A 14,891-nucleotide genomic window follows, 5' to 3' on the forward strand; every position below is an offset into this window, starting at 1 on the left:
GAATATCTGCCCAAGGCCAGGCTAACAAATGGAGATTACCGAAGACAAAAGAAGAAAAAACACACCGTTAGGCAAATAAGGGGAGGACATTTAAAATGATCGAAATTAAAGTACCTGAGCTTGCAGAATCTATTACTGAAGGAACTATTTCACAATGGCTTATCAACGTAGGCGACAAAGTTGAGAAAGGTGGCAGCGTTGTTGAGCTTGAAACTGATAAAGTCAATGTAGAAATCATTGCAGAAGATTCAGGTATTGTATCGAAGTTACTAGGCGAACCTGGGGATACAGTTGAAGTTGGAGCAACTATCGCAATTTTAGATGCTAATGGAGCACCAGTTGCAGTAAGTACACCTGCACCGGCTGCTGAGCAACCAAAACAAGAAACGGCTGAAGCACCGAAAGCTGCGGCACCAAATGGTGAGCAAACTGCAACACTACAAGGTTTACCAAATACAAACCGTCCTATCGCATCACCAGCTGCTAGAAAAATGGCTCGTGAATTAGGAATCGACTTAAACGACGTACGTAGTACAGATCCACTTGGACGCGTGAGACCACATGATGTACAAGCTCATGCTGCAGCACCAAAAGAAGCACCAGCTGCTCCAAAGAGTCCAGCTCCTGCTCCAGTTGCAAAAACGGAATTCGAAAAACCAGTTGAGCGCGTGAAAATGTCCCGCCGCCGTCAAACAATTGCAAAACGTCTTGTAGAAGTTCAACAAACATCTGCAATGTTAACAACATTTAACGAAGTTGATATGAGTGCGATCATGGAATTACGTAAAGAACGCAAAGATGCTTTCGAGAAAAAACATGATGTACGTCTTGGCTTCATGTCATTCTTCACAAAAGCAGTTGTTGCAGCATTAAAACAATTCCCACTATTAAATGCTGAAATTCAAGGTGACGAGCTTATCATTAAAAAATTCTATGATATCGGTATTGCAGTAGCAGCTCCAGATGGATTAGTTGTTCCAGTTGTACGCGATGCTAACCAATTAAACTTCGCTGAAATCGAAAGCGAGATTCGTGAATTAGGTAAAAAAGCACGCGATAACAAACTTTCATTAAAAGAACTACAAGGTGGTACATTTACAATTACAAACGGTGGTGTATTCGGTTCTCTAATGTCAACACCGATCCTAAATAGCCCTCAAGTTGGTATTTTAGGAATGCATAAAATTCAAGTACGCCCAGTTGCAATTGATAACGAGCGTATGGAAAACCGCCCAATGATGTACATTGCTTTATCTTACGATCACCGTATTGTAGATGGTAAAGAAGCAGTTAGCTTCCTTGTTGCTGTTAAAGATATGCTTGAAGATCCAAAGTCATTATTATTAGAAGGTTGATAGATTAAAAATCTATTAAAGGCTGTAGAATGATTCATTCTACAGCCTTTTTTTATTGTGTTCATACGGGACAAATTTCATGACATAAGGTAATAATGTATGCCTAAACGTAAGGAGGATTAAAATGAATAACCTTCCAATTCATGCAAAACTTAAAGTAAATAAGGATACTTTCTTCCTCCCCGATTCAAACGGGGGTGTCTATTTTCGAAATAACGCCAGTTCATTTCGCATGGACGGTGATGGAATTTATGACTGGATTGAAAAATTAATGCCAATGTTTAACGGGAATTATTCTTTAGCAGAAATAACCGATGGCCTCCCTCTCCCCTATCAAAATCGAGTATTTGAAATTGGAGAGATTTTATATGAAAATGGTTTCGTTCGCGATGCAAATCAAGATGCACCTCATGAATTAAACAGTACATTACTCGACAGATATGCTTCACAAATTGAATTTTTAGAAGCTGATTCTCATTCAGGTGCTTTAAAATTTGAAACATACCGCGGAGCAAATGTCCTTGTACTTGGCTCCGGAGATATGCTTACTTCTTTAGTTTCTTCTTTATTAGAATCTGGTTTACCTACATTTCATTACCTCGTTACAGATCGAGATGAAACAAACTATGACAGAATACATGAGCTAATAGAACGTGCATATGAAGTTGATAATAGTGTACTCCTTCAAGAAATCGATACTACAATTGACCGTCCCTTGCATGAAGTATTCGAACCTTTTGATTGGATTTTATATGTTTCTCAAAATGGAGACATTGACGGTTTAAAAACAGTTCACACTATTTGTAGAGAAACGAAAAAGAATTTTATACCAGCTATTTGTTTATCAACACTCGGTATAGCTGGACCTGTCGTAACGGAAAATCGTGATGAATGCTGGGAATCCGCATGGCATCGGCTACATGAAACGACTTTGCAAAATGAAAATTCATCGGATTCCTTCTCACCAATTACATCTGCCATGTTAGCAAATGTAATCGTTTTTGAATTGTTTAAACATGTCGCGGATGATTCATATCGTGAAAAAGAATCACAATTCTTTTTATTAAACTATGAAACACTTGAAGGAACGTGGCATCCTTTTATAAAACACCCTCTTGCAACTGATGAAAGTTTTACAATTGATACGATAGAAAATCTTTCTGAAAAACTTGAGCATCGGTCGAACCAACATACTTCAACTGATGTATTCCGATTTTTTGACTCATTAACTTCTAAAGAATCCGGTATATTCCATGTATGGGATGAACAAGATTCATATCAATTACCGTTATCACAGTGCTATATTCAAGTAGCCAATCCACTATCAGATGGCCCAGCTCCCCTTCTGCCTCTTATGACTCGCAGTGGATTGACTCATAATGAAGCACGCCGAGAAGCTGGTTTAACAGGAATTGAAACATATGTAGCAGAAATCATTCACCGCCTTATTCCTGAACATAACGATATCGGTATCGGGGCTGGAGAAACGATGACAGAAGGATTTTACCGGGCACTACAACAACATTTAAACAATAAATTGTATGAGCGGCAATCACATATGCTAGAAGAACTTACAACGATTGATTTAACTGATATTCACGATAAACATTGTAGATTTTATTACGATGCCCTTGCTACAATTCATGAAACACCTAAAATCGCAATGAGCGAAGAGATTCTTAGTTTTCCAGTCGTTTGGGTTGGTATAAATGATAGATGGTACGGTGCATCTAATATTAATATGACGTTAGCGTTACGGAACGCACTACAACTATCACTGCTCCACATTCAAAGTGAAGAGACTCCTTACAGAGCTAATATCTTGCCTGAATCGTCTATTATTTTATATGACACGGATTCTTTTAGAGTGGAAATACAAGCGGAAGAAGACATTCCAAGCGTACAATCTTTACAACTCGCCTTACAACATTTAGAAGAACATAATTTTTACCCATTCGTATTTGATTTAGCAATTGAACCATTTTTGAAAGAAAGCTTAGACGGTGTATACGGAGTATTAATTGCAAAGGAGGACGGTCTATGACTCAAAATATATTGCTTATAGGGGATGGCCTTCTTGCAGACTATGTACATGATCAATTATGCAAACAATATTCCATCATTCGCCAGCATACCCTTACAGAAGAACTTCCTGAAAATATTCATCTCGCTCTCGTATTACATGATGGATCTCCTTCTACTATTCATCATGATGCTGAGCTAATTTTTCGGTCAAAACATATCCCGTGGCTACGTGGTTTTACTTCATTTGGCGAAGGTATTATCGGTCCTTACATTCATCCTCTTGCGCCCGGATGTTCCCATTGTTCTGATGGACGCCGTTTTATCGCTGGCTTTGATCAAAAAGAAATGTGGGAACTACAGCGGAAATATGCCTTTAAAGCAGATAATGTAACGAGGCGTGATGTACGTGCCACCCAAAATGGAATGTTGCAAATGTGCCATATTATTTGCGCAGAAACAGAAAAAATATTAACTCATAACCATTCCTCTTTAGAAAATGAACTTATTTTACTAAACTTACAAACATTACAATGTACGCGGCATTCTTTTCTTCCAGATCCTCTCTGTCCTGTATGTAGTAATTTACCTGATGATACTGCGGATGCGGCGGAAGTTTCTTTACAACCGAGTTTAAAAGTAAGCACCGAAACGTATCGCTGCCGTTCCATTCATGAATTAAACACATTTTTAACAAGAGACTATTTAGATTATCGGGTCGGTATGTTGAACGGCAAAATACAGCATTCTTTATTACCATTCGCTGACGTCATTATAAACATGCCATTAATGTTTGGAAATGAAGGTGTTGCAGGCCGAACTCATTCATTTGCAGTGAGTGAAGCAACTGCCATTTTAGAAGGTTTAGAACGATATTGCGGTATGTCGCCTCGTGGAAAAAAAACAAATGTGCATGGTAGTTTTCATGATTTAGAGGAACATGCACTAAATCCCCTCACACTCGGTGTACATACAAATGAACATTACAATCGTAATAATTTTCCATTTAAACCGTTTGATCCTGATTATGAGCAAAACTGGGTATGGGGATATTCTTTATCACAAAACAGACCGCTTTTAGTTCCTGAATCAATTGCTTATTACAGCCTCGGTCATCGAGATGCTTTCGTGTATGAAACATCAAATGGATGTGCAATTGGCGGTAGTTTAGAAGAAGCGATTTTTCACGGCATTTTAGAAATTGTAGAGCGTGATGCCTTCTTACTCACTTGGTATGCCGAATTACCTCTTCCCCGCCTTGATCTTAATTCAGCAAATGATACAGAATTACAATTAATGATCCAGCGGTTACGTACGATTACCGGATATGAATTATACGCTTTTAATGCGACGATGGAACACGGCATCCCGAGCTTATGGGTAATTGCAAAAAATACGCGTGAAAATGGAATGAACGTTGTTTGTGCGGGAGGCGCTCATTTAGATCCTATTCGAGCCTTAAAAAGCGCCATTCAAGAAATAGCAGGCATGTTACTTATAACAGACGATGAGCTCGAGCACAAAAGAGAATACTACGAAAAATGCTTACAAGATCCTTATTTCGTTAATAAAATGGAAGACCATAGTATGCTGTATGGATTGAAAGAAACGGAAGAACGTCTTCACTTCCTTTTACGAGAAGATGCACCGGTGCAAACGTTCCAAGAAATGAATGTATCACAATCATTTGATATGGATTTAACATCCGATCTCCACCAACTTTTAAATCGTTTGCATCAATCTAATCTGGAAATAATTGTTGTAGATCAAACCGTTCCCCTTATAGAAAAGAACGGACTATACTGTGTAAAAGTTATTATTCCAGGCATGTTACCGATGACGTTCGGACACCATCTTACTCGGGTTACAGGATTGGACCGGGTATATACCGTACCGATGACACTTGGATATACAGACGAACCTTTAACGAATGAAAAATTAAATCCACATCCACATCCGTTTCCATAGTAAAGGAGGGATTTCATGCAGCTAGATACTTTTTTACATCATCTCCATTTCTCTATCGATGAAATTATGCCGAATCATGAGGTGGACTGGAAAGACGCACCGCTTCCTTATAAATTATATCGAAATGTACCTACCATCCCGCTCTCCTTAGAAATCCCGTTATCTTTATCGAACTCTTCTACTACACCTACTCTAAATGAGATTGGTTATTACCTTTGGTATTCATTTGGTGTAACACAATTATGTCAGCTAAATAGCGAGAGAAATGTATTACGTAGATCCATTCCTTCAGGCGGTGCCTTATACCCGAATGAATTGTATATCTATTTAAAGGTTGACGATTATCCAGACGGCATTTACCATTATGACGCCGCACATCACCGACTTATTTTACTTCGCGAAGGAAATTTCGATTCTTATTTAACAGACGCACTCGGTAATCGCTGTAATATACATGATTGTTTCGGTGCTGCATTCGTATCGACTATGTTTTGGAAAAACTTCTTTAAATACAATAACTTTTCATATCGACTTCAAGGATTAGATAGCGGGGTTCTCATTGGACAATTACTAGAATGTGCAAAACAGTTCGGTTATACGAACGGCGTATACTTTCAATTTCTAGACCGTGCACTGAACCATTTACTCGGATTGTCAGAAGGTGAAGAAAGTTTGTATGCCGTTATTCCTTTAAGTACAGAGCCAGAAACTAATTGGTTTCACAATGATTACCGTGAAAATAAAACAGTTACTTCTCATGAGTTGTTGCAACAAATTCCGCCGCTCGCACATGAACATTTCATTCGCTCAAAACATGTAGATGAATATCCGATGATAACAAAAATAAATGAAGCTTCTATGATCGAATCGACAGCACACTTCCAAACACTACATCATGAAGAGCACTATCAACATAATACGTACGCTGTACAGCTACCAAAAGTAGAACGGTTATCGTATGATTTCTTGCAACTTTGCAGAAAACGATATTCTCCTGATGCGGACTTTATTTTAACGAAATGGGATGCAGCCGAGCTCGCTACTTTACTACAAGAAGCGAGTCTCTCCTTCCCCTATTACAACGATCTTGACGGTAAGTATACAAATGAAAATACACGCATCTCCTTATATGGATGTTTTTATAACGTGAAAAATATTAAAAACGGGGCTTACGCTTATAACAGTAAAACACATTCCATACAACCAATTCGATATGGAGACCTTCGCTACCCACTTCAGTCTAGTATGACGATGGATAACGTTAACCTTTTTCAAGTACCACTTTGCTTACATGTAGTCGGAAAGAAAGATTACTATACACGTGCATTAGGCTATAGAGGATACCGCATTCACCAAATGGAAGCAGGTATACTCGTTCATAAACTCATTTTCGCTGCAACTGCTATGGGGATGGGTGGGCATCCGTTACTAAGTTTTGATACAAATTCATGTGATCAATTGTACGGTATTGATGCTGGGAATGAAACATCTCTTATTCAAGTTCCAGTTGGGGCATATCGGGCGCGGAATTGGTTAAAAGGGGCTTTGCATAGTTAAAAGCACGCCGATGGACGGCGTGCTTTTTTACTAGATTAACTTAAAAATACTCTTAATTTGTCTAGCAAATAACCAATTTTTCGTACCGTAGTTATCATTTAAACTATCTAAATTAATAGATTGTCCGTTAGCAAACTTTAATTCTAACGTAGTATTTTTGTCATTTGTTTTTAAATTACTATTGGTAATGGCATCATACTTTAATTTTTCAATCTCAACATATTCGTCTTTTTCTTGTCCAATCACGACATGGTCTTGGAAGAAGAAAAAGACTTCTACTTTTTTACCGAAACAAAATACGTTTTTCGTATAAATTAATGTCGCGTTATCAAGTCCGACACATACTTCTTTCATTTCTTCCACAACGTGTCCAAAGTCTTCTTCATGTCTTGCATTTGATTCAGCAATCCATTCTTCGATTGTTTTCATGTTAATTGCCATACTGCGCCCCCTGGTTCGTTCATTGCTTCGTTTAAAAAATAAATACTATATGAAAATATAAGCGATACGTACGATGTTTTCAAGGGGGCACGGTATATTCAAAATAAAGTGAAACTTTATTTACTCCCTCATTGTAAAAAAAATAGCACTTTAAAAAGTGCTATTCCGCTCTCCTTGCCGCTTGCTGAATTGGGTCCCACACGCTGTTATATGGTGGTGCATAACTTAAGTCGACATCTTCTAAATCATGAATACTCATTTTATTGAAAAGCGCCATCGCAATCACATCAATACGTTTATCTACGCCTTCTTCTCCAATTACTTGTCCACCTAATAATTGTTTCGTGTCAGAACGGTATAGTAATTTTAAGTAAAGTGGTTTCGCATTTGGATAATAGCCTGCCATATTTGTGGAATCTACTTTGACTGTTTTATACGGGATATGTAGTCCTTTTGCTTCTTTTTCATTTAAGCCTGTTCTTGCAAGCGTCAAATTCATAAATTTAATAATGCCTGTACCTAACGTTCCTTTAAAAGCTCTTCGTTTATCCAGCATATTCAGCCCGGCAAGTCGCCCTTGTTTATTTGCAGTTGTTCCAATTGGAATATGGTCATAAATTTCTTTTATCACGTGATAATGTGTCGCACAATCACCAGCTGCATATACATCTTGCACATTCGTCTGCATATATGCATTTACCTCGATGGCCCCTTTATGATTTGTACGTATGTTCGTTCCTTCAAGAAAATCAGTATTCGGCTTCACTCCGACAGATACTAAAACAAGATCCGCTTTATACGTACCTTTATCCGTTTCAACTGCTTCTACTTGTTCATTCCCTTTGAACGCTTTTACATTTTCATTCGTTAAAATTTCAATATGATGTTTATCTGCTTCTTTATGTATATACTCCGCCATATCCGCATCATAAATCGTACCGATATGATCATTTCGCTCAATCATTCTTACTTTCTTACCAAGTTCGACGAATGTTTCTGCCATTTCCAGTCCGATTGCACCACCTCCAATAATCGTTACATCTTCAACTTTACTCGTTTCTAGCGTTTTTAATATGCGCTCAGCATCAGGAATTGTTTTTAAAAGATGAACACCTTGTAATTCCCGTCCCTCCCATTCTGGCATAACAGGACGCACTCCAGTCGCAATTAATAATCGATCATATGGAAATTCAAAGACATCTTTCGTCTTCGTATGCTCTGCATACACCATTTTCTTTTCCGTATCTACTTTCGTTACTTCATGACGCACTTTCGCATCAATTCCATATTTCTCACGAAACGTCTTCACGTTGCGCGCAATTAACTTTTCAGTTGAAGCGATAGCACCACTAATGACATACGGTAATCCACACTGAGCGTATGAATAAATTTCACCTTTTTCTAAAGTTACAACATTTGCATTTTCATCGTTTCTAACAATTTGCATAGCTGCACTCATACCAGCTGCATCTCCGCCAATAATGACATAGTTCACTTTACCACTCCTTCTTTTTTACATATTCTTTACGTTTTCCATATTTTATAGAAATAACACCTACTTCCATTGTAAAGAAAGAGAATTTCATCTTCAAATTTGGTGCACAAACTTATGTATGAATAGGTAACTGTCGTGTCTTATAAACAACATGTTTAATATGCTATAACAGTAACTATTGAAAGTAGGTGAAACATACATGTGCGCTGGTCTTCTCGCTCAGTTTCCAGAGGAACCGAAAGAACCGAAAGCCGCCCTCCCGCTTGAACAAGAATTTACCGTTAATGCAACATTATACAGTGCTCGCGCTTGGTTATCAGACAATGATACTTTCTCTCAAACTATTTGGAAAGCCACTCGCTTTGCTTCTGCATCACATGCTGGTAAGTCCATCTTCCCCGTCGGTACTATTAAAGTTGTAAATGTTTCTGATGATACAATAACGGTTACTATATCATCAGAATCAGATGATGCACTCAAAATAGTCGTTCCTCCTCATTCTGAAGCTGCCTTAACGTCTAGTTCTTTATCTGATGTGCAAGCCAGTACATCCGGGGGAGCAAGTAAAGTCACATTTCTCTTTCATATCTTTTTCTCTAGGGATCCTGGTACAGCTAAATAACGATAGAAAAGGTACAGCAATATACACTGTACCTTTTTCAAGCGCTCTATTCTCTTGATTTGATTAGTTCAACATTATAAGTTTCAATATCTGTTAACGTTCCTGTAAAATAAGGATTTTCTCTATACCAAGACTGTTTTGCAAAATACGCTTGCATATCTTTCGTTTGAAAAATATGGCCATGCCTTGCATATATTTCGTTTCTAGCAATTTTCAACTGCTCTTTCGATAAATATGTTAAATCTGCGCTCGTTAATTTTCGAATATCACTATCAGGAAAGATGAAACCATTATATACATACTCAGTCGCGGGCGTTGGAGTAACATTATAAACAACTGGTTTTTCTGTACTTTTCTTTTGGAATGGAAGATTATAAGACGAAAGTGCCGTTACCGTCTCTACTTTTGTCGTTTCCCGTCCACTTTCTCCATTTCGTTCTAAATAAATCGTCGCACTTCCATCAGTCGCTACAGGCCCCCATGTAATTTCTTCTCCTGCCAGCGCTGTAACTGGTTTTTGATTTACGTACAATGTTGCACCAGGCGCGTTCGTTTGAACTGTAATATATTGACCTTGCAACGTTAAATCTACCGTTACGTTATTTTGGCTTTGTTTCATAAGTACAACCTTTTCCTCACGCAATAGTTTTACGTAGTCATTTTTATATTCTGATTGAAACACTTGATTTCCCGGAAGAAATGGCCCATATTGCTTCTCAAACTTTTTGTCATCTGTCTTATCAATTTCTTTTCCGTTCATTTTTAACGATACGTCTTTTTCATTTGTAAGCAAAGTTGTATAGTACGTCTTCGCTTTCAATTTATAGCGATCAAATATAAAGAAATACTTTCCGTCTTTCGTTAATGAAAAATCAGCTCTTTCTATTCCATCCCGTTGTTTTTCACCTTGTCTCAAGTATTCTCTTAATTCATTTACGTAAGATGGATTTTCTTTTATATATGAAAATAGAGGCGTTACGCTCTCTCTCGTTATCATAATCGATGGATCATCTGCCGTAACGATCTCAGCTAATTTCTCTCCGTCCCTCTCTTGTAAAATCGTAATCATCCGGTCTACTTGTGCCACCTGCGTATAATACGACGATCCGTACAAATACAATCCAATAATCGCTATAACAAATAGCGCTAACAGTGTAATGCCAACTTTTACACCACCGCTCATGTTCTTCTTTACTACAGAACGTCCCCTCTTCGTCCCGCAGTTTTGACAAAATTGCACACCATCTTCAAACTGAACTCCGCACTTTGTACATACCTTCATCCAGTCAACCACCTTTTCATTAGAAGCCAGTTATTCCTTGTGTTAAGGCTTGAATTATCGTGCTAATGTAAGACCAAAGTACAATGAATGTTGCAATTCCAATTAAAACATTCGCAATAATAAGTGTGTAAACGAGATCTAATCCGCCATTGGCTAGTTTTAATACCGCTACAGTTATACTAATCCCTATATAAGTTGTAGCTACCGATAATAATATCGGTAAGAAAAAGATTAATAAGAAACTAAAAAGAAAAGAAAGGACTAATATGACAATAGCCGGCGTCGCTATCGTTCCCCATATACCGAATACTTCAAGAAACGAAAAAGATGATTTCATCATCTTACCACTTACAAAAATAATAAATCCGACAAATAAAGTTAAAATTAATAAAAAGAAAAAGACCGTTATAGATTCTCCAAAAAACGTAGGAGTAGATATATCTGGTGCAAATGTTCTCGTAACTGCTGATGCTGCACTCATCATTCTATAAAAAATACATGCTCCTAAAAAACAAATAAGAATAAGACTTACAATTCCATTTCGCACTTCAATAGCGCCGCTTTTCATAATCGCTGTCGGTGCTTGTAATGCATGTTTAAAAAATTGAAAATAGCCGCTCGCAAACCGCTTCGCTTGTTCTACCGTTTCATTTGGCCCAGTTTTCTTCGCTTGTGCCGCACGTGCTTGTTCCGGCCCTTCTTCTTGACCACTACTTGCCACTACCTCTTCCGTTAACGAATGTCCACAATTCCCGCAAAATTTTGCCTCTGCTGCATTTTCTGTATGACATGACGGACATTTCATTCTCTCATCCCTCCTTAAGCATATACCATATAGGGTGTTACAAGTTCAATATATGACTTTGGACATAAAACATGACTACAAGAAAAAGATTCTGAAATCCTTCTTTCAAAAGAAATTATATATGCTAGCAATCTTGAAAAATAATGCTATTATGAAACAGAACAAATAACATTTTTAACAGATTGGATGAAAGACAATGGAATTGGTAAACTCAATTTTTCAAATATTCCTTACGAGCGTAATCCAATTATTTTCTTTAATTGGCGTTATCATTGTAATTGGATTTCTATTAGGTTATTTAGAATCACTAACACGAATGTATTGGTCGAGGGCTTTCGGAAGAAAAGGATTCCTTTTAACGGCGTGGATTGGTGTTCCGATTCACGAACTTGGACATGCCATTATGTGCGTACTGTTCCGTCATAAAATTGTAGCAACGCAGTTTTTCCCAACAGATACAAGTCAAGGAGCATTAGGTTACGTACAACATCAATACAATCAAAAAAGTGTGTATCAACGAATTGGGAATTTCTTCATCGGCATCGGGCCTATTATTTCTGGTATTACTGCATTAATCCTTTTAATGCGCTATTTCGTACCAGAATCATATTTTTTATTTAATACAACTCTCGAAAAAACGATTGCTTCTACTTCTATTAATGTAGAAATGATCCAAAACATGCTCTTATCGACGTTTGTATTATTGAAAAGCTTATTTACAATCGGCAATTTATTGAATCCTTCCTTTTGGTTATTTTTATTTATCGCCATTTGTATTTCCGCACATATCGCTTTAAGTAAACCAGACATTAAAGGATCAATAGACGGAGTTATCGTCATGTTTATCGTTTTATTTTTATTCAACATCATAGCGGGACTGTTTCAATACGACAGTAACCAGCTAATTGGACAGGTTATGAAATATAATATGTATCTCATTGCGTTTTCTAGTGTAGCACTGCTTTTCTCTTGTCTTTCTACACTCGTTAGTTTTTCGTTTTATAAAATAAGAAGAGGGCGTTCTTTTTGAACGCCCTCTTCTTATTAATTATTCCCCTTATAATCACAATGCTCAACAGGCACACGAGCATGCCCTTCTTCATCGGTACACCATGACTGTGATTGGAATGCAAGAAAGATACCAATCCATTCTTCTTCCTTTTCAAAGTGAATGAGTATCCCTCCGTCTTGCCATATGCCATTATCACCTTTCCATTTCTCTACATTCCCTTGATTCATGTGAATATCATGTATACCGTTTCCTGGTTTGAAATGAAAATAGGAATCTGGTGTATTTTCTTCTGGTCCCCATCTTTCACCAAACGCGTAAATAATCGCTTTTTCTTCTATCGCTCGCTTTATATAACGTTCTATTTTTTCGTTTAAATCATTATCTGCTCCTGCTTTTTCGGGAGGCAAAGGAATCATTTGTTTTGAATCAAATAGATTTCCTCTTACATAATCTAAAGCCACTTTCGGTTCATTGTTTTTTATTTCTGTAAAACCGAATGGTAATGTCGGTAAAATATGAATTGCTTCTGATTTAATATTGTTACTCGCAAAATATAAAACTTCTGATGGATAACTTTGCGACTTTACGTTAATTGCAATACGATAATCTACTCCTGTTTCGCCCTGTAAATGAACTTGATAATGAGGTGTTTTCCCTTTTCCAATCTTTGATTGTATAACTGTACCTTTTAACACACCGTAGTTTTTTAGGGGCATACATTTCATCTCCTATTCATCTAAAATCGGCAAGGATACCCCCTACTTCAATCGTGTGAAGGGCGATAGCCCAACGATAAGTGGGGGAGGAATTGCCGGCAGATACGGTATGGTACGTTAAAAATCCTAAGATTCTGTACCATATCAAGTATCTGAAACTTCCACCTTTCCTCCTACTTTCTCTACTTAAGTTGTTTGCTTTCACTAAAAATCTGTTACAATTTAATTAGTGAAAGGCGGTGAAAATAATGCCTACAATTACTGCAAAAATACAAATCCATGTTTCCGATAATCAAGCTGAAAGTCTAAAGATAACAACGAACGCTTACCGCAAGGCTTGTAATTGGTTATCAAAACACATATTTGAAACAAAGAACCTTAATCAAGTAAATCTCAATAACTTATATTATTCTGATTTGCGAAATCAATTTAGGTTAAAAAGTCAAATGGCTCAATCTGTGATGAAAACTGTAATTGCTCGTTACAAGTCGGCTAAATCAAATGGACATGAATGGTCTTTGATTGACTTCAAACTTGCAGAATATGATTTAGTCTGGAATCGAGATTATTCACTAACCAAAAACCAATTTAGTGTAAACACGCTTGAAGGTCGCCTAAAACTAAATTATGAGCGTAAGGCTATGAAGAAATACTTCAACAGCACTTGGAAATTTGGTACTGCTAAATTAGTGCATAAGTACAAAAAGTGGTTCTTACATATCCCGATGACAAAAGAGTACCAAACATTAGATTTCGCAGATGTAAACAACATCGTTGGTGTTGATTTAGGAATCAACTTCCTTGCAACCACTTATGATAGTCAGGGCAAAACAACCTTCTACAACGGAAATATTGTTAAACATAAGCGTGGTAAATTTAAAGCTACTCGTAAGCAATTACAAACACGACAAACACCATCTTCTCGTAAGAAAATAAAACAAATTGGCTCAAGAGAAAACCGTTATGTAACTGATGTAAACCATCAAATTACAAAGGCACTCGTTGAGGCATACCCTAGAGGTACTATGTTTGTTTTAGAAGACTTAACAGGGGTTCGTTCTGCGACAGAGAAAGTACGAGTGAAAAACCGCTATGTTTCTGTATCTTGGGCTTTCTATCAGTTCCGTCAAATGCTTGAGTATAAAGCTGAATTGAATGGACAAAAGGTAATTGTGGTAGACCCCAAATATACTTCCCAAACTTGCCCTAAGTGCGGAAACATTGAAAAAGCAAATCGTAATAAAAAGCTACACACTTTTAAGTGTAAAAATTGCCAATACCAATCAAATGATGACCGTATTGGTGCGATGAATCTACACCGTAAGGGAATTAAGCATATCAGTGTAGTTACCACAGGAGTATAGCTCTTGTGGTAGGGGCGAAGTCAACCGTCCTTATGCTCCACCATACTAAGGTAGGAGAGCATTGCTCGTTCGTACTACTGGGTAGGAATAAGCGTAGTTGCTCTCTATGAGGGTAGAAGCACTGTCGAACTCCGACAGACGCAAGCCCCCACTTCAAACGCCCCGTAAGGGTGTTAAGTGGCGGGTTGTTGACTTAGTAGAAGCTATTCATATTTAAATCATTATCCACTCACAAAAAAAATCCTCCTATGT

General features: G+C 37.5%; 12 protein-coding genes. 7 read left to right on the forward strand and 5 right to left on the reverse strand.

Annotated features, from left to right (window positions below; genetic code table 11):
* Nucleotides 1-95 precede the first annotated feature (95 nt).
* The 4 genes from odhB to AC0OM3_RS18260 all read left to right on the forward strand — a co-directional run bounded on the left by odhB (nt 96) and on the right by AC0OM3_RS18260 (nt 6,902).
* A complete protein-coding gene (gene odhB, locus AC0OM3_RS18245; protein ID WP_000569894.1) occupies nt 96-1,355 on the forward strand; it encodes a 2-oxoglutarate dehydrogenase complex dihydrolipoyllysine-residue succinyltransferase in 1,260 nt (419 codons plus the stop codon).
* A 124-nt stretch (nt 1,356-1,479) separates the two neighbouring features.
* Nucleotides 1,480-3,399 (forward strand): putative thiazole-containing bacteriocin maturation protein, encoded by a 1,920-nt coding sequence (locus tag AC0OM3_RS18250; RefSeq protein WP_001061558.1) that lies wholly within the window; start codon nt 1,480-1,482, stop codon nt 3,397-3,399.
* On the forward strand, nt 3,396-5,345 hold the full coding sequence (locus AC0OM3_RS18255; RefSeq protein ID WP_000192987.1) for a TOMM precursor leader peptide-binding protein: 1,950 nt from the start codon (nt 3,396-3,398) through the stop codon (nt 5,343-5,345). The genes AC0OM3_RS18250 and AC0OM3_RS18255 overlap by 4 nt, the downstream gene beginning before the upstream one ends.
* Before the next feature lie 15 nt (nt 5,346-5,360).
* Nucleotides 5,361-6,902, forward strand: a complete 1,542-nt coding sequence (locus AC0OM3_RS18260) for a SagB family peptide dehydrogenase (RefSeq protein ID WP_001175551.1) — start codon at nt 5,361-5,363, stop codon at nt 6,900-6,902.
* Between the two features lie 30 nt (nt 6,903-6,932).
* Here AC0OM3_RS18260 and AC0OM3_RS18265 read toward each other — a convergent pair whose 3' ends face one another.
* Together AC0OM3_RS18265 and AC0OM3_RS18270 are read right to left on the reverse strand one after the other, a co-directional pair.
* Nucleotides 6,933-7,343 (reverse strand): DUF3908 family protein, encoded by a 411-nt coding sequence (locus AC0OM3_RS18265; protein WP_000996782.1) that lies wholly within the window; start codon nt 7,341-7,343, stop codon nt 6,933-6,935.
* Nucleotides 7,344-7,503: 160 nt separating this feature from the next.
* Entirely contained in the window at nt 7,504-8,838 is a 1,335-nt protein-coding gene (locus tag AC0OM3_RS18270; RefSeq protein ID WP_001110236.1) for an FAD-dependent oxidoreductase, read from the reverse strand.
* Nucleotides 8,839-9,037: 199 nt separating this feature from the next.
* Here AC0OM3_RS18270 and AC0OM3_RS18275 point away from each other — a divergent pair, with 199 nt between their 5' ends.
* The gene (locus tag AC0OM3_RS18275; protein WP_000332396.1) at nt 9,038-9,460 is read left to right on the forward strand and encodes a hypothetical protein; all 423 of its coding nucleotides are present in this window, start codon (nt 9,038-9,040) and stop codon (nt 9,458-9,460) included.
* A 46-nt stretch (nt 9,461-9,506) separates the two neighbouring features.
* Here the strand turns inward: AC0OM3_RS18275 and AC0OM3_RS18280 are convergent, their stop codons facing one another.
* Together AC0OM3_RS18280 and AC0OM3_RS18285 are read right to left on the reverse strand one after the other, a co-directional pair.
* On the reverse strand, nt 9,507-10,742 hold the full coding sequence (locus AC0OM3_RS18280; protein ID WP_474212578.1) for a TcaA 3rd/4th domain-containing protein: 1,236 nt from the start codon (nt 10,740-10,742) through the stop codon (nt 9,507-9,509).
* A 19-nt stretch (nt 10,743-10,761) separates the two neighbouring features.
* Entirely contained in the window at nt 10,762-11,547 is a 786-nt protein-coding gene (locus AC0OM3_RS18285) for a zinc ribbon domain-containing protein (RefSeq protein WP_046945132.1), read from the reverse strand.
* Between the two features lie 196 nt (nt 11,548-11,743).
* Here AC0OM3_RS18285 and AC0OM3_RS18290 point away from each other — a divergent pair, with 196 nt between their 5' ends.
* Nucleotides 11,744-12,577, forward strand: coding sequence for a hypothetical protein (locus tag AC0OM3_RS18290; RefSeq protein ID WP_000424502.1), 834 nt, complete (start codon nt 11,744-11,746; stop codon nt 12,575-12,577).
* 14 nt (nt 12,578-12,591) lie between these two features.
* Here the strand turns inward: AC0OM3_RS18290 and AC0OM3_RS18295 are convergent, their stop codons facing one another.
* Nucleotides 12,592-13,275 carry a DUF2278 family protein gene (locus tag AC0OM3_RS18295; RefSeq protein WP_001128605.1) on the reverse strand — a complete coding sequence of 228 codons (684 nt, stop codon included), beginning with the start codon at nt 13,273-13,275 and terminating at the stop codon, nt 12,592-12,594.
* A gap of 248 nt (nt 13,276-13,523) precedes the next feature.
* On the opposite strand from AC0OM3_RS18295, the gene AC0OM3_RS18300 reads away from it, so the two are divergent.
* The gene (locus AC0OM3_RS18300) at nt 13,524-14,639 is read left to right on the forward strand and encodes an RNA-guided endonuclease InsQ/TnpB family protein (RefSeq protein ID WP_001142359.1); all 1,116 of its coding nucleotides are present in this window, start codon (nt 13,524-13,526) and stop codon (nt 14,637-14,639) included.
* Nucleotides 14,640-14,891: the final 252 nt, after the last annotated feature.

It is taken from the genome of Bacillus sp. FAU20, from assembly GCF_056033865.1.